This is a genomic window from Flavobacterium koreense, from assembly GCF_054776075.1.
In genome coordinates this window covers 191,659-214,248 of sequence record NZ_BAAHCF010000012.1, presented here as the reverse complement: position 1 = coordinate 214,248, position 22,590 = coordinate 191,659, and the positions used below count along the sequence as shown (strand labels likewise).

The following is a 22,590-nucleotide window of genomic DNA, read 5'->3' as shown; positions in this document are numbered from 1 at the left end:
ACTACCATTCATTCACTTTATTGGCATCCATTTTTAAGAAAATAAACAATAAAATGGTAAAACCCCAAAGTCCAGAACCTCCATATGAAAAGAAAGGTAACGGAACCCCAATTGTTGGGAATACACCTACAACCATTGCTATATTTACAAAAAAGTGGATAAAGAGAATTCCGGCGACGCAATAGCCATAGACTCGACTGAATTTAGTCTTTTGTCGTTCTGCCAAATATATTATTCTTAAAATCAATCCAACAAACAATCCTATAACGAAGATAGAGCCTAAGAAACCCCATTCTTCACCAACAGTTGTAAAAATATAATCGGTATGCTGTTCTGGTACAAAACCACCTTTTGTTTGTGTTCCTTCTAGGTAACCTTTTCCAAAAAATCCTCCCGAACCAATAGCAATTTCAGATTGATTTGTGTTGTATCCAACACCTTTCATATCTACTTCTTTTCCAAGTAAAATATTGAAACGATCTCTATGGTGTTGTTTGAACATATTGTTAAAAACAAAATTCACAGAAAAAGAAAAAGCCGTTATAATAATTAAAAGAATAGCACTTGCAATGATATTTCTATCAACTAATCGACTTCTAAAATAGTTTATAATTAATACTAAAGCTGTAATTCCTATTACAATGTATGGGTTATTGGTTGCTAAGGTTAATACGAATAAAACAATGGCAATAAAACCTGTAAGTAAATACCAACCAGGTAAACCTTCTCTGTAAAGCACTATGAAGAATACACTATAAATTAAGGCACTTCCAGGATCGGGTTGAGGTAAAATCAACATCACAGGAAGGAAAATGATAATTAAAACTTGAATTTGCCTATTAACGTCTTTTAAGTTAACCTGAACATCACTTAAGTATTTAGCTAAAGCTAGTGAAGTCGCAGCTTTTGCAAACTCTGAAGGTTGTAAGGTAAAACTTCCTATAGCATACCAACAGCGTTGACCAGCAATTGTTTTTCCGAAAAGGAATAAGCCTACTAATGATAACAGCGCTATTGCAAAAATAATTATAGAATACTTTTCATAAAATTTAGCTTCAACTGATAAAACGATGAAAATGATAGGAATAGAGAAGGCAATGAAAAGAAACTGTTTTCCATAAATTTGAGTAAAATCAAAAATAGAGGCATCTTCAGAAACTGTAGACAATGATGAAGAATAGATATTTAGCCACCCCATTACAACTAATGCAATGTAAATGACAATACTAATCCAGTCGATATTATTGGTTACACTTTGATTTCTCATTTCTAACTTAAACTAGGGATTTTGTAAAGTGTCAATTTTAATTTCCTTTTTCAAAACACCATTTATTGAATCTCTTGTTCTTTTAATTTTTGCTAAACTATCTTTAATTCTATTATTAATTAATGAAATACTATCCTGATGTTTTCTTGGGTATAATTTGTCGTATTGTGCTTTCAAACTTCCAGTTAACATTCTTTTTTCGAAATCAACTTTAGTGATTTTTTTGTTCAAATATTTCTCAATCATCAAAGTTGTAATTGGTCCAGCCCAACGTTTACCCCAATATCCATTTTCAACAAATACAGCTATAGCAATTTTAGGATTGTCTCTTGGTGCAAAAGCAACAAAAATCGAGTGATCTTGAAGTTTTACTCGCTTTCCATTTACTTTCAAATAATTTTCTGCGGTTCCAGTTTTACCGCAGATTTCAATACCGGTTACTCCAAGCCCTGAAGCTGTTCCGCCTGGACCATAAACTGCATTCATACCTGTGATTATAGGCTCAAAATATTTTCTATCAATAGTAGTAGTATGTTTGGTTCTGAATTTTTTGTCAATAGTATTTCCTTTTATTCTTTTTACAATATGTGGAGTGTAAAAATAGCCTCTATTAGCAATTGTTGCCATAAAATTAGCAAGTTGAATAGGAGTCATCAAAACTTCTCCTTGTCCAATGGCATTTGAAACGATTGTTTTTCCATCCCAATTCCAACCATTATAAACCCTATTATAGGTTTTAGAGGTTGGTATGTTTCCTTTTTTTCCGATTGGCAAATCATAACCCATAAAAGCGCCTAAGCCAAAACTTTTTAAATGGTCTGCCCATCTGTCAACTGCATAACTGTGGTCTTTATATTTGTTAATCAATTTGATATAACAATTAGAAAAATACGTATTACAAGATTGATAAATTCCTCTGTGTAATTGAACTGCTCCACCAGAACAGTGACATTTCATAAAACGACCTCTTGCATAACTAAAACCTCGATGACATGAAAATCGTGTACTATCAGTGACAACTCCTTCTTGTAAGGCAATTAATCCAGTTAGAATTTTGAAAGGTGAACCTGGTGTGTATTCTGCCAAAAGACCTCTATCGTATAATGGTTTTGCAATAGAATCATTATGTAGCAAAGTATAATTTTTTGAACGTTGTCTACCTACTAACAAAGCAGGATTAAAACTTGGAGCACTAACCAATGCTAAAATTTCACCAGTTTTAGGTTCAATAGCAACAATTCCACCCCATTTATTAATCATTAATTCTTCACCATATTTTTGAAGTTCTCCATCAATAGTTAAAGTTAAATCACTTCCTTGTTTGGAAATCGTATCGTATTTTCCTTCTTTATAAGAACCAATTTCTCTATTGAATTTATCTCTTAAAATGTATTTTACACCTTTTTGACCTCTTAAGAATTCTTCATAACTTTGTTCGATACCTTGTTTTCCAATTAAATCACCACCTATATAATAAGGATTCTTCTTTACAATATTCTCATTTACTTGTGTGATAAAACCAAAAACATTAGCACCATAATCAACTTGATAATCTCTTAATGAACGTTTTTGAATATAAAAACCACCAAATTTTCTAATTTTTTCTTGAAAAGCAGCATATTCCAATTTGTTTAATTGAGGTAAAAAAACAGATGGAAGCATTGGACTATAGACTTTAGCTTTATTAATTTTTTTGATAAAAAATTCTTTGCTAATATCAAGTAGTGAACAAAACTCTAAAGTATCTATGTTTTTTACATCTTTTGGCACAACCATAATATCATAGGATGGTTGATTGGCAATTAATAATTTTCCATTTCTATCATATACATAACCTCTTTCAGGATAATCATATTTGATTTTAATGGCGTTATTCTCCGACTTTAGTTTGAAAGAGTCGTCTATAACTTGCAAATAAAAAATTCGGAGCAACAACAAAGATGCTGCTATAATTACTACAGAAGGTAATAATGCTTTTCTCATCGTTTACTTGGCTTGATTAAGTAAATAATTAAGATACAAATTATAATAGTAAAAATGGTGCTAATAATAGTTCTAAGAACAATATCCCAAAGGTATTCAAAAGTAAAAACTTCAAGAACAAAAAGTGTTAAATGATGTATTATTACTGCTAATAGGATAAATGAAAAACGCTCTGGTGTTAAAGTATCATTCAGTCTAACAGTTTGATATTCATAACTTAATCCGAAAGAGAATTTAAAAATAGATGGCCTTACAAATGCTAATAGTAGACAAGCTGCAGCATGGACTCCTCCAGAATTACAAAATAAATCCATCGTAATACCTAGAAAAAAACTTGACATTAGTAATGCATATTTGTTTCCATTAACTGGATAAAGAATAATAAAAAGGATGTAAGGAAACGGATTGATATAACCTAAGAAATTGAAATTATTAAAAATAACAACTTGTACCGCAAGCAGTAAAATAAAACGGGCCATATTGAACAACATAGCACTATTCATTTTTTTGAGTCTTCTTTTCTAAGTTAATGATTTCTTCTCTATCTTTATTTCTGATGATGTATACGTGACCTAAACTTGTCATATCATTGAAAAGTCTTACATCTATCATGTACAAATTAGTTTCATTGTCGATGTAAATTTTTTCAATTGTTCCAATTCCGATGTTTTCTGGAAAGATGGTAGACTGCGCTCCGGTAACAATAGTATCACCTTTTCTAACAGTTGCCAATCTTGGAACGTCTGTTAGTTGAACGAAACCAGTATTTTTACCATTCCAAGTTAATGAACCAATATGATTAGATTTTTTAACTTTAGCATTTAAAGGAGATTCAGTATTTAAAATACTTAATACAGTACTATAATTTGCTGAGGTATTTTCTACAACTCCTACAATTCCTAAACTATTAATTACACCCATTTCTGGTTTAACACCTTGATTAGAACCAGAGTTCAGTGTCAAGAAGTTAACCTGATTACTATAAGAGTTTTTGATAACTTTCGAAATAATGATGTCAGTTTTCTTAACTCCTTTGATAGAATCTAAATTTGGGACTTTTGTAGAGTCTTTAATATTAAAAAGTAATCCTTTCAAACGAGCATTTTCTTTGGCAAGTTCTTCGTTTTGTACTTTTAAATTGAAATAACCTTCCACATTGCTCGTCATTTCATAAACGCCTCCAGTGAAGAAATTAGCAGAACTAATAACTTTACTTTTGTGATAAGAATGTGATTGAATAGTTAAAGAAACAGCTATTATCATAAGCAGCAAAAACAGCATTCGATAGCTGTTTTTAAATATGAAATTAAATATTTGCTGCATCTTTTAAAAGTTATAAAACTTCAAATTCCAAATTCCAATATAGATTTTAAAACGCTATTTGGAATTTGGGATTTAAAAAAATTGGAATTTTATTTAATTAATATGCTTCTAAATTTTGGGATGTTTTTCAACGCCATACCTGTTCCTCTTACAACTGCTTTCAAAGGATCTTCAGCGATGTAAACTGGTAAATCTGTTTTAAGAGAAATACGTTTGTCTAATCCGCGTAGCATCGAACCACCACCAGCTAAATAAATACCAGTATTATAAATATCGGCAGCTAATTCTGGCGGAGTTTGTGATAAAGTCTCCATCACAGCATCTTCAATACGTTGAATTGATTTATCTAAAGCTTTAGCAATTTCTCTAAAAGAAACTTCTACTTGTTTTGGTTTACCTGTAAGTAAATCTCTACCTTGAACTGACATGTCATCTGGTGGAGAATCTAAAGTATCTGTAGCGGCACCGATTTGAATTTTGATTTTCTCTGCAGTAGTTTCTCCAACAAATAAATTGTGTTGTGTTCTCATGTAGTAGATAATATCATTTGTAAAAACGTCACCGGCAATTTTTACCGATTTGTCACAAACAATTCCACCTAGAGCAATTACAGCAATTTCTGTTGTTCCACCACCAATATCTACAATCATGTTTCCTTTTGGTTGCATAATATCGATACCAATACCGATTGCTGCAGCCATTGGCTCATGAATTAAGTAAACTTCTTTTCCGTTTACACGCTCACACGATTCTTTTACCGCACGCATTTCTACTTCAGTAATTCCTGATGGAATACAAACCACCATACGCAAAGCAGGAGTAAACATTTTTTTCTTTAAAGCAGGAATACTTTTGATAAACATGCTAATCATCTTTTCTGATGCATCAAAATCGGCAATAACTCCGTCTTTTAATGGTCGAATGGTTTTGATGTTTTCATGGGTTTTACCTTGCATCATGTTGGCTTCTTTACCAACTGCGATGATTTTTCCAGTGATTCTATCTCTTGCAACAATAGAAGGACTATCAATAACAACTTTGTCGTTGTGAATGATTAGTGTATTAGCGGTACCAAGGTCAATTGCTATATCCTCGGTCATGAAATCAAAAAATCCCATATTCAAAAAAGGGTGTTTAGTTTGTTAAATTTTTATCAGCCTACAAAAATAATAAAATTAATGTTTAAAATGACGTGTTCCTGTAAATACCATTGCAACTTTATTTTCGTTACAATAATTGATGCTCAATTCGTCTTTTATAGAACCACCAGGTTGAATAACAGCCGTAATTCCAGCATGATTTGCAATCTCTACACAATCAGGAAACGGAAAGAAAGCATCGCTTGCCATCACAGCTCCATGTAAATCAAATCCGAAAGTGTTTGCTTTTTCAATGGCTTGTTTTAAAGCATCTACACGAGAGGTTTGTCCCGTTCCAGAAGCAATTAAAGTATTGTTTTTGGCAAAAACTATAGTATTTGACTTGGTGTTTTTACAGATTTTAGAAGCAAACAATAAATCTTCTACTTCTTGCTCTGTAGGTATTGTTATAGTAACGTTTTTTATGTCTTGTTTAGTATCTGTGATGTTGTTTTTATCTTGTACCAACAATCCGTTTAAACAAGTTCTTACTTGGCGTTGAGGTAAAGGTACATCATTTATTGTCAATACAATTCGGTTCTTTTTTTCTTGTAGAATATTTAACGCTTCAGCATCATAACTTGGTGCAATTACTACTTCACAAAATAAAGAATTGATTTCTGTAGCAGTGGCAGTATCAATGTGACCGTTTGCCATCAAAACTCCTCCAAAAGCAGAGGTTGGATCACAAGCCAAAGCAGCAAGATATGCCTCTTTCATTGTTGGTCTAGTTGCCAATCCGCAAGCGTTATTGTGTTTTAGAATGGCAAAAGTTGGTTCGTTGTTTTTAAATTCTTCAATCAAATTTACAGCAGCGTCAACATCTAACAAGTTGTTATATGATAATTCTTTTCCGTGAAGTTTGGTAAACATAGCATCAAAATCGCCAAAGAAGAATCCTTTTTGGTGTGGATTTTCTCCATAACGCAACACTTGACCATTAGCTATACTTTCTTTATAATAAGTATCTTCTGTATTAAAATAATTAAAAATAGCCGTGTCATAATTTGATGAAACGTGAAATGCTCTTGTAGCCAAATATTTTCTTTGTTCTAAAGTTGTTGCTCCGTTTCCTTCAGAAATCATTCCTAGGAACAATTCATATTCTGCAACTGATGGAACAATTACGGTGTCTTTAAAGTTTTTTGCAGCAGCACGAATTAGTGAAATTCCTCCAATGTCAATTTTTTCGATAACATCGGTTTCATTTGCACCAGAAGCAACTGTTTTTTCAAACGGATATAAATCAACAATAACCAAGTCGATTTGCGGAATCTCAAACTGTTTCATTTGTTCCACATCGGTTGGGTTGTCTTGACGGTTTAAAATACCACCAAAAATTTTAGGATGTAATGTTTTTACTCTTCCACCAAGAATCTCTGGAAAAGCAGTGATATCTTCTACAGGAACTACAGGAATACCAAGATTTTTAATAAATTCTTCGGTTCCTCCAGTAGAATAAATAGTTGCGTTTTGTTTGTGAAGTTGTTTCACAATAGGCTCTAATCCCGTTTTATCAAATACCGAAATAAGAGCAGATTGAATTGTTTTTGTAGTGCTCATTGTGTTGTGTTGTTAAGCACGCAAAAGTAGTTTTTTTTATCGGATTTTATTTTAGTTTTTTGTAGAATATTTTAACAAAATTGGATGTTTTTTAGGTTTATAAAATGATAGTTATTAGTTAATTTTTCAAAAATATTATGACAACTTATAATTTCACTTTAATTTCTGTAACAATTCCATCATTCTATTTACTAATATCTTAAATTTGACCTAGAAAATAAAACCGATATGCTTGTTTACCTTCGATTATTGAGTGAAAGTTTCAGTTTTGCAATGAATGCGTTGCGAAACAATAAGTTGCGTACACTTCTTTCGCTGCTTGGAGTAACGATTGGAATATTTTCTATCATTGCGGTTTTAGCAGCAGTCGATTCTTTAGATCAAAAAATCAAAAAGGAGTTAAGCAGTTTAGATAAAAATACTATTTATTTATTCAAAGGTAGTTTTGGTCCTTCAGAAGTGCCAAGATGGAAGCGAGAACAATTTCCAGATGTGACTTATACAGAATATGAATATCTTAAAACGTCACTTCCAGACGCACAAGAATTAGCTTTTCAGATTTTCTTGAGTTGGGAAACCGTAAAATATGAAGAGAAATCGGTTAGTAATGTAAATGTGGTTCCGGTTTCTTATGAGTTTATTGATATTCAAGGTTTAGAATTTACCGACGGACGATTTTACAACGAATCGGAATCGAATTCTGGTGCTGCTGTAACGGTAATTGGACACGAGTTAGCCAAGAGTCTTTTTGAAAATTTAGATCCCATCGGAAAGGAAATCAGACTTTACGGACAGCGTTTTACTGTGATTGGCGTATTAAAAAAACAAGGCGCTGGAATGTTTGGTGACGATGATACTTCGGCATTTATTCCGGTAAATTTCATTAGAAGAATGTATGGTGATAACAACGATTCGATGACTCCAGTAATAGTTATCAAACCCAAAAAAGGCATTGATATGGAGGCGTTTAAAGCCGATTTAAAGCAAAAACTACGTACGTTTCGTGGTGTAAAAACTGGTGAGATTGACAACTTTTTTGTCAATGTTTTTTCAGGGTTTACGGATATGATTGATGGAGTAATTGGTTTTATGAATCTCGGTGGATGGGTAATAGCAGGATTTTCACTTTTAGTAGGAGGTTTTGGTGTAGCTAACATTATGTTTGTTTCTGTAAAAGAACGAACCAACTTAATCGGAATTCAAAAATCACTTGGTGCTAAAAATAGGTTCATCTTATTTCAGTTTTTATTTGAAGCCGTAATCTTATGTTTAATTGGCGGATTAATAGGAATTTTTCTAGTCTGGATTATTGCAATTACCTTAACAAAATTACTCGACTTTGAATTTGTATTGAGTTTAAGCAACATTATGCTAGGCTCAGGTTTAGCCATTATAATTGGATTAATTGCAGGAATTTTACCGGCAATATCAGCTTCTAAACTTGATCCAGTTGAAGCCATTAGAAGCGGTATGTAATTTTAATCTTTAGTTCAAAATTCAAAATTAATATTTGCAATATTCTAATATAATACATTTGAATCAAAAATAAGGTGCAAACATGATTAAGGACGTTTTAAATTTTTTTCTAATAATTAGTGTTTTCATTGGGTTTACTTTTATTTTTAAAACTTTTTTTTCAAAAAAAGGAAGTGATAAATCTATTATTTATTTAAACTTAGTTGTTGTATTTCTCGTGTTAAACTATTTGCAAATTGTGTTAATTGATAATATTTTCACAGATGCAAATTATTTTATTAAAATGTTGCGTCTTCCGTTTTATGTATTAATACTTCCTGCATTTTACACTTTTGTAACCTATTATTTAAGCGTTGAAAGAAAGATTAAATCTTTTGTAATCATTTCATTAACATTGTTTTTTTTTGAAATAATAATCAGATTAGTTTTATTCAATTTTAGAAATAATCATTATTTAATAGCTCAATATCGACAAATTGAAGAGATAATAAATTTTCTTTTCTCTTTATTTATATTTTTTAAAGCCTTTTTACTGCTTTATACAAGAGAAAACTTATATCAATCTGTTTTAAAATTTGATAATTTGAAATGGTTGAAAAAATTTATGATTATTGCAACAATTATAATGTTTACATGGTTATCTGCAGTAATTTTTAATTTGGATAAAGTTGAAAAACCACCTATGTATATATATTATCCATTGCGATTCAGTATTTTTATTTTAATTTTTTGGTTGTCCTACAATGGTTTTTTTAATTATTCATTGTTGTCAGAAAGAATTTTAATTAGAGAAGAACTATTTAAAGAAAAAAATAAGATAATTAAGTTAAATAACTCAACTTCTAAAAGCGAAAAATTTATTAGTATTAAAAATCATATTGAAAATAATCTTAATTATCTCAATCCTGAATTTAGTTTAGAAAAACTTTCATCAGATATAAAAATGAGCTCAAGTTCACTTTCTCATATAATAAATGAAGAAAGTGGTTATAATTTTTCGGACTATATTAATTCCTTGCGAGTAGAAAAAGCAAAAGAATTGTTATTGTCAATTGATTTTAAAGAATACACCATTTTATCAATTGGTTTAGAATGTGGTTTTAATTCAAAATCAACATTTTATCTTGCTTTTAAGAAGTTTACAGGCAAAACCCCAACCGAGTTTAGAAAATATAAATTTTAATTTTAGAAGTCCTAAAATCTGCAAAATTGTCCTAATTTCTCCAGAATAGAGATTTTAGGACATTTTTTTTTATAGTAAAATTACTTTTGAAGAAAATTTAAAACTTAGACTTATGAAGAAAGTAATTACATTATTAGTATTAATTTCGTTTCTAATGCAAAGTTGTTACAGTTATAAAGCAATTGATAAAAATGTAACTTCAAAAGAGGTTGGAAAAACTTATAAAATAAAATTGGGTGGTATGGAATACAAAGGAAAACTTATAGCCTTTAATGATAGTGTTACAACATTTAAAGTTAGGAAAAGTGAAATGGCATTTAAAACATCCGAAATTAACATTATAAAGGTAAGAAAGCTATCATCATTGAAAACTATTGGATTTACTACAATGCTTGTTGTTGGAACTGTTGGTTTGTTTGTAGCAACTTATGATGGTCCAAAATTAAATATGAATAATTTGAATTCACCAAATTAATTTCGTGCTTTGTAAAAATTTAAAAAGCATTACAATTTTTTTTAATCATTGATGTATTGATATTAAAGGATGAGTTTTTTTAAATTTAAATGCATCAAATGATTTACTATAAAGAAATTATTATTGTTGTTGAGTAATAAATTATCTAATATAAATTTCCGAAAACTAAAAAACACAAAGCAATTACTTTGTGTTTTTTGTTTTTAAATATCTTTTAAAATCTATCTAATTTCTTGATTCAAAATTAAATCGATGTATAAATTGATTTTGTCTTTTAGTTCTTTTCTTGGAGTAATAAAATCTAAGAAACCGTGTTCTAACAAAAATTCTGATGTTTGAAAACCTTCTGGTAAATCTTTACCTGTGGTATCACGAACTACTCTTGGTCCAGCAAATCCAATTAATGCTCCTGGTTCAGCGATATTAATATCACCTAACATAGCGTAAGATGCTGTAGTTCCTCCAGTTGTTGGGTCTGTACATAATGAAATGTAAGGAATTTTTGCTTCGGCTAATTGCGCTAATTTTGCTGAGGTTTTGGCTAATTGCATCAATGAAAAAGCCGCTTCCATCATACGAGCACCACCTGATTTTGAAATCATTAAAAACGGTACGTTATGTTTGATAGAATAATCAATTCCACGAGCAATTTTTTCTCCAACAACTGCACCCATTGATCCACCAATAAAGGCAAAATCCATACAACAAACAACCAAATCTTTACCTTTAGATTTTCCAACGCCTGTTCTAACCGCATCTTTCAATTTGGTTTTGTCCATAACGTCTTTCAATCGGTCAGAATATTTTTTAGTATCCGTAAAGTTTAATGGATCTTTAGATGTCATTTTAGCATCCAATTCTTTAAATTCATTGTTATCGAACAAAATTTCGAAATATTCTTTACTTCCAATTCTAACATGAAAATCGTCTTCTGGACTTACCCAAAGATTTCTTGCTAATTCGTCAGTATCAATAATTTTTCCTGTTGGCGATTTGTACCACAATCCTTTAGGAACATCTTTTTTGTCCTCAGTTGCAGTAGTAATTCCTTTTTCTTTTCTTTTAAACCAAGCCATAGTTTTGTATTTAGGAATTAGGAATCTGAGAATTAGGATTTTAAAATCCTTAATCCCAAATCCTTAATCTTACATTATAAAGTGTTCACGTTGTTTAAATCAGCAAATGCTTGCTCTAATCTTTTGTTGAAAGTAACTTCTCCTTCACGAACCCATTTTCTTGGGTCATAATGTTTTTTATTTGGTGAATCAGCACCTTCTGGATTACCGATTTGAGTTTTTAAATACTCAATATTGTTTACCATATAATCACGAATTCCTTCAGTGAAAGCAAATTGTAAGTCAGTATCAATATTCATCTTGATTACACCATAAGAAATAGCTTCTCTAATTTCTTCTAACGTAGAACCTGAACCACCGTGGAATACAAAATCAACTGGATTTGCACCAGTATTGAATTTGTTTTGAACATACTCTTGAGAGTTTTTCAAGATTTTTGGAGTTAATTTTACATTTCCGGGTTTGTAAACACCGTGAACATTTCCGAAAGAAGCTGCGATTGTGAATCTTGGGCTAACTTTTAAAAGTTCTTCATAAGCATAAGCAACTTCTGAAGGTTGTGTGTATAATTTAGAACTATCAACATCAGAATTATCAACTCCGTCTTCTTCACCACCAGTAATTCCTAATTCGATTTCTAAAGTCATTCCCATTTTACTCATGCGAGCTAAATAAGTTTTACAGATTTCGATATTTTCTTCAATTGGTTCTTCAGACAAGTCAATCATGTGTGATGAATACAAAGGTTTTCCTGTTTCTGCAAAATGTTTTTCAGAAGCATCTAATAAACCATCAATCCAAGGTAATAATTTTTTTGCACAATGGTCTGTATGAAGAATAACAGTTGCTCCATAAGCTTCTGCTAATGTATGAATGTGTTTTGCTCCAGCAATTCCACCAGCAATAGCCGATTTTTCGCCAGCATTTGAAAGTCCTTTTCCAGCATTAAATTGTGCTCCACCATTAGAAAACTGAATGATAACAGGTGCATTTAATTTGGCTGCTGTTTCTAAAACACCATTGATGGTACTTGAACCAGTTACGTTTACCGCAGGAAGCGCGAATCCTTTTTCTTTTGCATAAGCAAAAATTGCTTGAACTTCATCTCCAGTGGCAACTCCAGGTTTGATATTGTGTGACATCTTGTAGTTATGTTTTTTAGTTAAGTTTACAAAAGTAATAATTTCTAAAATTAGAAAGGATAATTTATTCCAATATTTAATACAGATTTAGAAAAATTCAATTCTCTAAACCATCTTTCATTTTCAATTTTTGAAGGATTATAGGTTTTAAATCCGAGGTCAAATCGCACTACAAAAAGACCTTGGTCGTATCGTAAACCTACTCCAGTTCCTACAGCAAGTTCTTTCATGGATTCTAATCCTTTAAATTTATTTGCTTCATCGGTAACGTTGTCAAAAACATTCCAAATATTTCCGATATCAGTAAAAATCGCACTATTGAATTTTCCGAATAAGTTATATCGAAGTTCCGCACTAAAAGCTAGTTTCATGTTGGCTTCATTGAAATCATTGATAGCACCACTGCTTCCTGGACCTAAACTATAAGGTTGCCAAGAACGGTTATCATTTGAACCTCCAGAAAAATAACTTCGAGAAAAAGGAATACTATTCGAATTTCCGTAAGGAACAGCTATTCCAGCAAAACTTCTCATAGCAATAACTTTTTTTGTACCAAAATTCCAGTGTTTAATAAATTCAAATTCACCTTTTATGTATTGAGAATATTCTACTTCAAAAAAAGTGTTGGCGCCAGATTGATTTTCAAGCTGTTTGGAAGCTCTAGCCAAGATTGAAAGTAGATTTCCTGCAGATTCAATTTTAGTTTTATACGAATAGAAACTATTGTCGTTTAGACCTTTGCTAGTGGTTTTAGAGTAGCTTATATTCGTCGCAAAAATCAAGTTGTTCTCAGTTAATCTTTTTCTTCTTTCTTCAATACTTCTAATGGTTTTTAAATCGCTTGCGCTTATAGAACTTGATAAAGAACCAAATAAAGCATCATTTACAAAACCATCTGTTCCTAATCCAATAATCAATTTATTATTATCGAAATAGGCTAGATTACTCGAATAATTGTTTGCTAGAAGATTCAAAACATTATAGGAAGATTGATATATATTAAAATAATTTCCAATATTTACATTTTTAACAAATTGAATATTCAAAATGTCAAATCGGAAAGCAGTATTTCTTGTTGGTGTCCAATTGTAGGAAAAAGCACTTGTAAAGTTTTGTTTGTCCAATCCGATGTTTCTTTGTTTTGCAAAACCTACACTTATAGAAGTAGATGGAATCATACTTTTTGCAATAATTTTTTCTGTATTAAATGGGAAGAAAATTCTAGGAAAGTTCAACTTGGCATCAATACCAATTTCAGATATATTAAAAAAATTATTGTTTGGATTAGCATTATCTCTTGATGCACCAACGTTTCCTCTAAATCCAATTTCAAAAGTTTCAGCTCCGTTGAATACGTTTCTAATTCCCATAGAAGTGTTTCCGGAAATACCAAAATCTTGAATATTAGAATGTGTAAAATCTACCGAGGCACCAAAAGTATATTTCTTTCTTGGAGTTAAGAAAATATTTGCAATCAAAGCATTTTCATCTTTAGGGTCAACTTTATATTGAATTGTTGGATAGTTAAATACTTTTAGATTACTCAAATAACGAGTGGTAAGTACATTAGAGTTGTCAGAATACAGACTTCCTTTAGTAATAAAAACGGCATCTGTAATTGCTTTTGGACGGTATTTTAATTTGTTTTCACTATAAAGTATAAAATCTTTGTATTCAATACTGTCTTTTATTTTTATATCGTTTTTGTTGGTTGTGTGGTCAGTATAAATGGCAACTTTACTTATTTTATATAATTTAAAAGGAGCTGTTTTAGAAGAATCATCTTCTCTATACGAATAATCTTTTATCAATAATTTTACATTTACTTTTTTGTTAGTATCAATAGTGTCTAACTTGTAAGTAATATAATTTTGTTGAAAAAGAAAGGCTCCATTGTTTCTAAAATGAGTGGTTATTCTATTTCTTTCATTATTGAAATCTTCTGTATTGTATTGTACATTTGATTTAATAATCGAATTGCTTTTTCTTGTTTGATACAACGAATCTAGCGCCGGAGTTTCAATTACGGTTTTTAGAGAATCAATTATGTAAGGTTTTTTTAAATCAACATTGTATTTAATTCCAATTTTTTTGGAAACGCTCGTGTCTCTTGTATAGTTTGCTTTTACATCAAAATAACCTTTGTTGTAGTAGAAAGATTCTAATCTTCTAAGTGATTTTTTTGTACTAATTGTATCAAAAACTACTGGAGCTTCACCAGTTTTCATCAAAAAATTACTAAATCCAGAAACTAAAAATGATTTTCCAAGTCGATCTACTTGCTTTTCAGAAAGTAATTTTGCTAGATTTTTTCTACGATTAGGTTTTTTTGCCAACCATTTTGCATAAGAAGTGTCGGCGTTTTTCTTTGCCAGATTGTATAAATTCAAACGCAAACGATACCCAAGAATGGAACTATTGGGTTTTTGATACAATTGAATAAACACATCTTCTTGCTTGGTTTCTTTATTATCAACGGTTATTTCGTTTTTAACAAGAAGTCGTTTTCCAGCAGGCACTTTTTTTGTGACATTACAAGAGACAATTATGAGTCCGATTAAAATAAATAATGATATTTTTGTAACGTGTTTTTTCAATGGGTTGGAAAATTTAATTCAAAAGTACATTTTTTTATGGTTAGTAAAAACCAAATAAAGCTAATTACGAGTTTACAACAAAAAAAATTCAGACAAATTCATCAATTGTTTATTGCTGAAGGTGTAAAGGTAATCCAAGAACTCTTACAATCAAATTTTGTGCTAGAACATTTGTATGTGACACAGAATATTTTTGAAACAATAAGTTCTGATAAAAAAACACAAATTTCGGATCAAGATTTGAAAAGAATATCTTGTTTATCAACGCCTAATAATTGTTTGGCATTATTTCAAATTCCGGAACAAAAACCAAGAAATGATAAGGGTTTAATAGTTGCGTTAGACGATATTAGAGACCCTGGAAATTTAGGTACAATTGTTAGATTGTGTGATTGGTATGGTATTGATCAAATGGTTTGTAGTGAACAAACAGTTGATGTTTACAATCCAAAAGTAGTTCAGGCAACAATGGGTTCAATTTCGAGAGTTTCTGTGGCTTATTTAGATTTAGAAAAATACCTAAAAAGAGCAAGCACTCCAATTTTTGGAACTTTTATGGATGGAAAAAATGTCTACAAAGAAAATTTACCTCAAGAAGGAATTTTAGTTTTAGGTAATGAAGCCAACGGAATTTCAGAAAAAATAGAAAAAATAGTTTCCGATAGATTGGCTATTCCAAGATTTGGTGATTTACAACAAACAGAAAGTTTGAATGTAGCAACAGCAACCGCCATTTTCTTAAGTGAATTTAAAAGAAATTCTTAGTGGAAAGTGAAATTCACAAAAATTCCACGAGACTGCATAGATTTGATATTTCCTGTCCAAGGACTATTTGGATTGTTGTCGCGAATTAGCTCGTCATTCAAGCCAAAAACACCTCTAATAGATGGTGAGAATTTGAAATATTCTAAATATAAATCAACTCCAAAACCAATTTGATAGTTTTGTGTCCAAGGTTTCACTCTAAAACGCTGTTGGTAGTTATCGTCCAAAGATTTTGAATTACTTGCAAGGTTTAATGTTGCAGAAACTCCACCTACAAGATAAGGTCTAATATTTCCAGTTCTTAATGAAGAAAATTTTACTAATAATGGAAAATCAATATAAGTTGATCTTACTTCTCTTTCGGCATCAAGTTTTTTGGTAAAACCAGAAAAAGTTAGATTTCTTTGCGAATAATAAAGACCTGGTTCAAATCTCAAATCAATGTGTTCATGAAGTCTTAGGTTTCCAACTAAACCAACATTAAAACCCGTATTTCGTTTTACTGCAATATCAACATCTGGTGTGTCTAAATAATCAATTTTAAAATCATAGATATTAAATCCTAAAAAGTAACCCCAATGAACTCGCTGTTTGTCGAAGTTTTCTAAATTCAAAATCGGGTTTTTAGAAAAAATTCCTTTAGATTGCGAGTACGTCGTAATGCTAAGTAATAATAGTATAATATAAAGTAGTTTCTTCATTTTAATTTGGCTTGAACTTAATCAAACGTACCTATTTTATTTTTTTGATGCTTTGTAAATGGTTGCAACTCCAAATGTTTGTGGCATTGCTTCAACATCTATAAACCCAATTTTTCTCAAAATATTGTTTAACTTCTCACCATAAGGAAAAACAGAAGCAGATTCAGATAAATATCCGTAGGCAACATTGTCTTTCGAGAAAAGTTTTCCAATGATAGGTAAAATATTTTTACTATAAAAATTATATCCTTGTTTGAAAGGTGTTTTTTCTGGAACAGAAGTTTCTAAAATAACAAAAATCCCTTGTGGTTTCAATACTCTCAAGATTTCTGAAAGTCCTTTTTCAAGTGTTTCAAAATTTCTAATTCCGAACGAAACAGTTATTGCATCAAAGTGATTGTCTGGAAAAGGCATGTTTTCAGAATCGCCTATTACCATGTCGATAATATGGTCTAATTTTTTTTCAGCAATTTTCTTTTTTCCTACTTCAAGCATTCCAGCAGAAATGTCTAATCCAATGATTTTTTTGGCTTTAGTTTTGGTCATTAATATTGCCAAATCACCAGTTCCTGTAGCAATATCTAAAATGTTTTCAGGGTTTTTCGCACTTACAAGATCTAAAACTTTCTTACGCCATTTTACATCAATTCCAAAAGAAATTACACGGTTTAAACCATCATAATTTCCTGAAATGTTATCGAACATTTGAGTAACTTGTTCTTTTTTTCCTAAAGTAGAATCTTTATATGGAGTAACATTTTTTGACATTTTCAGCGCTTTTTAGGGTGCAAAAGTACAAATAATAAAAGTCAAAACATCAAAAACAATCCCGAAAATTCGGGACTAAAAGTATCTTAATAAAGCGATTACTTTTTCACAAAAGTTTGAAAGGTAAAGTCAAAATTATGTTTTTCGTCTTTGGTGTGAAATTCTTCAAAAATTAATTCCCATTCGTTGAGATTGATTTCTGGAAAATAAGCATCTGCATCAAAATTAGCATGAACTCTTGTTAGTTCAATTTTATCGGCAAAATCAATAGATTGATTGTAGATTTCTGCACCACCAATTATAAAAACCTCTTCGTCTTTTGGGCTAATTTCAATTGCTTTTTCTATTGAATTTACAACGTGACAGCCTTCAACTTTGTAGTTTTTTTGTCTTGTAATAATGATGTGAGTTCTGTTGGGTAATGGTTTAGGAAAACTTTCAAATGTTTTTCTTCCCATAATGATATAATGACCAGAAGTTATTTGTTTGAAACGTTTAAAATCGTTAGGTAAGTGCCAAACTAATTGATTGTCTTTTCCTAAAGCATTATTTTCAGCCGCAGCTGCTATGAGAGTTATCATTAAACAATTTTTTTATTTTCAACTTCGTTTTTAAGTTGTTCTATTTTTTTTTCTTGCATGGTCATCAAACGATTAATCTGTTCTCGTTCCCAGTTTTTGTTCATAAAACTATCTGTTATAAAGACTTTGATGAAGTGCAAAATAAACATGAAAAGCCATGCTGTTATAACCCAAATATACCAATTTGTTGGTTCTCCAACATTCATCCATTTATTCAATGCAAATATAAAAAGACCTCCAAGGAAAAATAAAACAAAATGAAAATACAATCCTTTTTTTTGTTTAATTCTTCTTCGTGCGTATTCATACATTTCGTGTTGTTCTGTATTCATAAGTCGAAAATTTGAATTTAAAGATACAAATATTTTTGAAATTATAAAAATGGCAAATGGATATTATTTATTAAGAAAACGTTTTCTTATTTTAATATCAAAATTTAACTGCTTAAAAATTAAGAATGTATCTTATTTTTTTGAGCAAATATGATAAAATAATAATTCGTCATTTCGATGTAAAATCTATATTTTTATTCCTTTACTTTGTTGCATTAATCTATAAATGAAATAGTTATGGCAATTAAGAAACAATTTATAAAAACAAAACCAGTTTGTAAAGTTACTTTTTCACTAGAAGCAAAAGAAGCAAATGCAGCTGCTGTTGTTGGTGATTTCAATAATTGGAATCCATCAGAAGGAGAATTATCTAAGTTAAAAAACGGAACGTTCAAAGCGGCTTTCGATTTACCAAAAGATAATTCGTTTGAATTTAGATACATCGTTGATGGTTCATATGTAAACGAACCAGAAGCAGATAGCTATCGTTGGAATGAATTCGCAAATGCTGAAAACAGCGTTTTAGAAGTATAGGTTTAGTTTGTTTGTTTAAAAATCCGTTTGGCAATTTTTTTGTTAAGCGGATTTTTTTATTCAACACCATTAAGTTGAATAGGAATATTGTAAGAGCACCTTACCTTTATTCCTTTTTGTTTTGCAGGTTTCCAGTTTTCGTAACTAGATAATACTCTTATAGCTTCTTCATCTAGCCCATATCCTAATCCTTTTATAACTTTTATATCAGTAATTTTTCCATCTGTATCAACAACAAAACTGAGTATTATTTTTCCTTTTATGTTTAATTTTTCTGATTGTTTGGTATAGTTAAAGTTTTTCCCAATATGCTTGTAAAAGTCTGTAATACCTTTTTTTGGTTCTGGTTTTGTTTCTAATTCTGTGTATTCATATGTAGTGCCATCTTCTTCGGTACTTACTCCGGAAACTAAATTTCCATCTGAATAATTTTCCTCGAAACTGTACATGTTTATCATTGATTTTCCAGACCATTTCCCATATTTATAACCGTCTTTATAGTTTCCGTTCTCTTCGTAAAATTCACTTTTAAAATTCACTAAACCATTACCATCACTTACTGTTTTTTCTCCTTCTTCATTCCAGTAATTTATTATTTTGAAACGAGTCTCAGTAGCATTTGGAACACTTATAAATTCACCTTCCTCTTTTAGTTTTCCATCTTCATACCAACTAAATGTTTTCCCAAATCTTTGTTTATTTTCATAAAGTATTGATGAACTTTTATTTCCATTTTCATAATAACTAATTGCTTCACCAATAACATAACCACCATCTTTTCCTGAAACTGTTTTTTCTTCTTTTAATTTACCACTTTTATAAAGTGTTAAGAATTTATATTCAGATTTTTCTAAATAATAGTCTTTTATGATTTTTGTGTAGTATTTATTTTCAACACTAACTTCTTTGTATAAAGAATCCAAATAAATAATTTTATCGTTTGATTCTTGTGAAAAAACTACTTTAGAGAAAAGCAGAAAGAAAAGAATAATTTTTCTCATAATATAAATTTATACAGCAACAATTCCTTTAATATGTGGATGCGGATCATAACCTTCTAAAGTGAAATCTTCAAAAGTGAAATTAAATATATTTTTGATATTCGGATTTAATATCATTTTCGGAAGTGGTTTTGGTTCGCGAGACAATTGCAATTCCACTTGTTCAAAATGATTGTTGTATATGTGTGCGTCTCCAAAAGTGTGAATGAATTCGCCAACTTGTAAATCACAAACTTGCGCTATCATCATGGTAAATAAGGCATAAGAAGCAATATTAAATGGAACACCAAGAAATATATCAGCACTTCTTTGGTATAATTGACAAGATAATTTTCCGTCAGCTACATAAAACTGAAAGAAAGCGTGACATGGAGGCAAAGCCGCTTTTCCATTGGCAACATTTTCAGAAAATGATTTAGATGTATCAGGTAAAACCGATGGATTCCATGCAGAAACTAACATTCTTCTGCTGTTTGGATTGGTTTTTAAAGTCTCAATTAATTCAGTAATTTGATCAATTTCTTCACTATTCCAATTGCGCCATTGGTGTCCGTAAACCGGACCTAAATCGCCATTTTCATCAGCCCATTCGTCCCAAATTTTCACGCCATTTTCTTTTAAATAGCCAATGTTGGTATCGCCTTTCAAAAACCAAAGTAATTCGTAAACTATCGATTTTAGATGCAACTTTTTAGTGGTAACCATCGGAAAACCGTCAGCTAAATCAAAACGCATTTGATAGCCAAAAACACTTTTGGTTCCTGTGCCTGTTCGGTCACCTTTTTGAGTTCCGTTTTCTAAAACGTGTTTAACTAAATCGTGGTATTGTTTCACTTTGAAAAAGGTTTAAAAGTTTACCCTGAAATAAATTCAGGGTTTATGTGTTTAAAAGTTTAAGAGTTACGACTCTCTTTTCGAAATTTCATCTCTTATTCTTGCTGCTTTTTCGTAATCTTCGTCTTGAACAGCGCTTTCTAAAAGTTCGTGAAGTTCAGATAAACTTAGTTTTGCATAAGAATTTTCAGTATTTGAATCGCTTTCAATTCCGAAAGTTTCAGGAGTTGAAAGTGCGCCTTCATCTTCTGTGTTTTCAGTTTCAGATGGATTGGCATTCAGATAAATTCCGGCTTTATCAAGAATGTTTTTATAGGTAAAAATCGGTGCAGAAAAACGCAATGCTAAAGCAATAGCATCAGAAGTTCTAGCATCAATAATCTCTTCAATTTTGTCTCTTTCACAAATGATACTGGAATAGAAAACACCATCAACTAGTTTATGAATAATAACTTGTTTGACTACTATATCAAATCGGTCAGCAAAACTTTTAAATAAATCGTGCGTTAATGGTCTTGGTGGTTTGATTTCCTTTTCTAAAGCTATTGCGATGGATTGTGCTTCAAAAGCTCCAATAACGATTGGTAGTTTTCTTTCTCCATCAACTTCGTTTAAAATCAAGGCATAAGCTCCATTTTGGGTTTGACTGTACGAAATTCCTTTTATAGTAAGTTTTACTAAACTCATTTTTATATTTTATCAAATTTGGAAAACAATAATACTTTGTATTTCTATTGATTGCAAAGTAACAAAAAACTTTCTCTTTTTTAAACAAAAAAAATAAGCTACCTAAAAATAATTTCAGATAGCTTATCACGTTTGAGTTAGTTTTATTTTTAGCTATTATTTGCTTTAAATTCTTTTAATTTTTGAGTCAATCTTGGAACAATGTCTAAAGCATCACCAACAATTCCGTAATCAGCTACTTTAAAAAATGGCGCTTCAGCATCAGTGTTGATAACCACTTTCACTTTTGAAGAGTTGATTCCAGCAATGTGTTGAATTGCTCCAGAAATTCCTACAGCGATGTATAAATTACTTGCAACTGGTTTTCCTGTTTGACCAACGTGCTCACTGTGAGGACGCCATCCAATATCAGAAACTGGTTTAGAACAAGCTGTTGCTGCTCCAAGAACTGATGCTAATTCTTCTAACATTCCCCAATTTTCTGGACCTTTCATTCCGCGTCCACCAGAAACAACGATGTCAGCATCTGCAATAGTTACTTTTCCTGTAGTTTTTTCTACAGATTCAACTTTCACTGAAAAATCAGCATCGTTTAATGTTGGTGCAAAATCTTCTTCAGATACTGATGAAGCAGTTTCAACTAAACCAAAAGAGTTTTTGCTAATTGAAAGTACTTTTACATCTGTTGAAATTTCTGTGATATTGAATGCTTTGTTTGAAAAAGCGGTTCTTTTTACTTGAAATGGTGAAGTTGAAAGTGGTAATCCAACAACATTTGAAGCAAAACCTGCTTCTAATCCAACAGATACAAGAGGAGCAAGGTATAAACTGTCTGTTGTTGAAGAAAGTACAATTACTTTTGCGCCTTCTTTTTGTGCAGCTTGTTTTACTAAATCTGCGTAAGCTTTTGCGTTAAAGTTAGCCAACTTATCGTTAGTTACTTTTAAAACTTTATCTACACCATATTTAGATAACTCAGAAACATTTCCTGCGTTAACTGTTACAGCGGTTACTGTTGTGCCAAGTGATTCGGCAACTTTTTTTGCATAAGACGCTAATTCGAAAGCAACTTTCTTGAATTTTCCGTCTGCTGATTCTGCATATATTAATACTGACATAATAATTTAGGATTAAGGATTTTTTTAATTAAGGATTTTGAGAGT

22 protein-coding genes are annotated in these 22,590 nt (G+C 30.9%); 5 read left to right on the top strand and 17 right to left on the bottom strand.

Annotated features, from left to right (window positions below; genetic code table 11):
* Position 1: 1 nt before the first annotated feature.
* The 6 genes from rodA to purH form a co-directional block, all read right to left on the bottom strand.
* A complete protein-coding gene (rodA, locus tag ACYU7A_RS07130) occupies positions 2-1,267 on the bottom strand; it encodes a rod shape-determining protein RodA (RefSeq protein ID WP_460575313.1) in 1,266 nt (421 codons plus the stop codon).
* Positions 1,268-1,279: 12 nt separating this feature from the next.
* Positions 1,280-3,250 carry a penicillin-binding protein 2 gene (gene mrdA / locus ACYU7A_RS07125; RefSeq protein ID WP_460575311.1) on the bottom strand — a complete coding sequence of 657 codons (1,971 nt, stop codon included), beginning with the start codon at positions 3,248-3,250 and terminating at the stop codon, positions 1,280-1,282.
* A complete protein-coding gene (locus tag ACYU7A_RS07120) occupies positions 3,247-3,753 on the bottom strand; it encodes a rod shape-determining protein MreD (protein ID WP_344815341.1) in 507 nt (168 codons plus the stop codon). Before ACYU7A_RS07120 ends, mrdA begins: the two co-directional genes overlap by 4 nt.
* Positions 3,746-4,573, bottom strand: a complete 828-nt coding sequence (gene mreC / locus ACYU7A_RS07115; protein ID WP_396145276.1) for a rod shape-determining protein MreC — start codon at positions 4,571-4,573, stop codon at positions 3,746-3,748. The genes ACYU7A_RS07120 and mreC overlap by 8 nt, the downstream gene beginning before the upstream one ends.
* Positions 4,574-4,662: 89 nt before the next feature.
* Positions 4,663-5,691, bottom strand: a complete 1,029-nt coding sequence (locus tag ACYU7A_RS07110) for a rod shape-determining protein (RefSeq protein ID WP_298302974.1) — start codon at positions 5,689-5,691, stop codon at positions 4,663-4,665.
* Between the two features lie 57 nt (positions 5,692-5,748).
* The gene (gene purH / locus ACYU7A_RS07105; RefSeq protein WP_460575308.1) at positions 5,749-7,275 is read right to left on the bottom strand and encodes a bifunctional phosphoribosylaminoimidazolecarboxamide formyltransferase/IMP cyclohydrolase; all 1,527 of its coding nucleotides are present in this window, start codon (positions 7,273-7,275) and stop codon (positions 5,749-5,751) included.
* A 228-nt stretch (positions 7,276-7,503) separates the two neighbouring features.
* Here purH and ACYU7A_RS07100 point away from each other — a divergent pair, with 228 nt between their 5' ends.
* The 3 genes from ACYU7A_RS07100 (at position 7,504) to ACYU7A_RS07090 (ending at position 10,409) form a co-directional block, all read left to right on the top strand.
* Entirely contained in the window at positions 7,504-8,751 is a 1,248-nt protein-coding gene (locus tag ACYU7A_RS07100; protein ID WP_460575306.1) for an ABC transporter permease, read from the top strand.
* A 238-nt stretch (positions 8,752-8,989) separates the two neighbouring features.
* Positions 8,990-9,934 (top strand): helix-turn-helix domain-containing protein, encoded by a 945-nt coding sequence (locus ACYU7A_RS07095; protein ID WP_460575304.1) that lies wholly within the window; start codon positions 8,990-8,992, stop codon positions 9,932-9,934.
* Between the two features lie 112 nt (positions 9,935-10,046).
* A complete protein-coding gene (locus ACYU7A_RS07090; RefSeq protein ID WP_460575302.1) occupies positions 10,047-10,409 on the top strand; it encodes a hypothetical protein in 363 nt (120 codons plus the stop codon).
* Positions 10,410-10,630: 221 nt separating this feature from the next.
* Here the strand turns inward: ACYU7A_RS07090 and accD are convergent, their stop codons facing one another.
* From accD to tamL, 3 genes are all read right to left on the bottom strand, one after another.
* Positions 10,631-11,485 carry an acetyl-CoA carboxylase, carboxyltransferase subunit beta gene (accD, locus tag ACYU7A_RS07085; protein WP_460575300.1) on the bottom strand — a complete coding sequence of 285 codons (855 nt, stop codon included), beginning with the start codon at positions 11,483-11,485 and terminating at the stop codon, positions 10,631-10,633.
* Positions 11,486-11,559: 74 nt separating this feature from the next.
* Positions 11,560-12,627, bottom strand: a complete 1,068-nt coding sequence (gene fbaA / locus ACYU7A_RS07080; RefSeq protein WP_460575298.1) for a class II fructose-bisphosphate aldolase — start codon at positions 12,625-12,627, stop codon at positions 11,560-11,562.
* Positions 12,628-12,677: 50 nt separating this feature from the next.
* Positions 12,678-15,224: a translocation and assembly module lipoprotein TamL gene (gene tamL / locus ACYU7A_RS07075; RefSeq protein ID WP_460575296.1), complete on the bottom strand. Its 2,547-nt coding sequence runs from the start codon at positions 15,222-15,224 to the stop codon at positions 12,678-12,680.
* 36 nt (positions 15,225-15,260) lie between these two features.
* Between tamL and ACYU7A_RS07070 the strand changes: the two genes are divergently transcribed.
* The gene (locus ACYU7A_RS07070; RefSeq protein WP_460575294.1) at positions 15,261-15,989 is read left to right on the top strand and encodes a TrmH family RNA methyltransferase; all 729 of its coding nucleotides are present in this window, start codon (positions 15,261-15,263) and stop codon (positions 15,987-15,989) included.
* Here the strand turns inward: ACYU7A_RS07070 and porT are convergent.
* The 4 genes from porT to ACYU7A_RS07050 form a co-directional block, all read right to left on the bottom strand.
* Positions 15,986-16,690, bottom strand: coding sequence for a type IX secretion/gliding motility protein PorT/SprT (gene porT, locus ACYU7A_RS07065; RefSeq protein WP_460575292.1), 705 nt, complete (start codon positions 16,688-16,690; stop codon positions 15,986-15,988). The genes ACYU7A_RS07070 and porT overlap by 4 nt on opposite strands.
* 36 nt (positions 16,691-16,726) lie before the next feature.
* Positions 16,727-17,458: a bifunctional demethylmenaquinone methyltransferase/2-methoxy-6-polyprenyl-1,4-benzoquinol methylase UbiE gene (ubiE, locus tag ACYU7A_RS07060; protein ID WP_460575290.1), complete on the bottom strand. Its 732-nt coding sequence runs from the start codon at positions 17,456-17,458 to the stop codon at positions 16,727-16,729.
* Positions 17,459-17,556: 98 nt separating this feature from the next.
* The gene (locus ACYU7A_RS07055) at positions 17,557-18,039 is read right to left on the bottom strand and encodes a dihydrofolate reductase (RefSeq protein ID WP_396145261.1); all 483 of its coding nucleotides are present in this window, start codon (positions 18,037-18,039) and stop codon (positions 17,557-17,559) included.
* The gene (locus ACYU7A_RS07050; protein ID WP_460575288.1) at positions 18,039-18,371 is read right to left on the bottom strand and encodes a 2TM domain-containing protein; all 333 of its coding nucleotides are present in this window, start codon (positions 18,369-18,371) and stop codon (positions 18,039-18,041) included. Before ACYU7A_RS07050 ends, ACYU7A_RS07055 begins: the two co-directional genes overlap by 1 nt.
* 237 nt (positions 18,372-18,608) lie before the next feature.
* Here ACYU7A_RS07050 and ACYU7A_RS07045 point away from each other — a divergent pair, with 237 nt between their 5' ends.
* Positions 18,609-18,905 (top strand): isoamylase early set domain-containing protein, encoded by a 297-nt coding sequence (locus ACYU7A_RS07045; RefSeq protein WP_396145257.1) that lies wholly within the window; start codon positions 18,609-18,611, stop codon positions 18,903-18,905.
* A 56-nt stretch (positions 18,906-18,961) separates the two neighbouring features.
* Here the strand turns inward: ACYU7A_RS07045 and ACYU7A_RS07040 are convergent, their stop codons facing one another.
* The 4 genes from ACYU7A_RS07040 to ACYU7A_RS07025 form a co-directional block, all read right to left on the bottom strand.
* Complete coding sequence (locus tag ACYU7A_RS07040) at positions 18,962-19,906, bottom strand: energy transducer TonB (RefSeq protein ID WP_460575286.1); 945 nt, start codon at positions 19,904-19,906, stop codon at positions 18,962-18,964.
* 9 nt (positions 19,907-19,915) lie between these two features.
* On the bottom strand, positions 19,916-20,740 hold the full coding sequence (locus ACYU7A_RS07035) for a thymidylate synthase (RefSeq protein ID WP_460575284.1): 825 nt from the start codon (positions 20,738-20,740) through the stop codon (positions 19,916-19,918).
* Between the two features lie 66 nt (positions 20,741-20,806).
* Positions 20,807-21,427 (bottom strand): bifunctional nuclease family protein, encoded by a 621-nt coding sequence (locus ACYU7A_RS07030; RefSeq protein WP_298302924.1) that lies wholly within the window; start codon positions 21,425-21,427, stop codon positions 20,807-20,809.
* Between the two features lie 149 nt (positions 21,428-21,576).
* Positions 21,577-22,545: an electron transfer flavoprotein subunit alpha/FixB family protein gene (locus ACYU7A_RS07025; RefSeq protein ID WP_460575281.1), complete on the bottom strand. Its 969-nt coding sequence runs from the start codon at positions 22,543-22,545 to the stop codon at positions 21,577-21,579.
* Between the last annotated feature and the right edge of the window lie 45 nt (positions 22,546-22,590).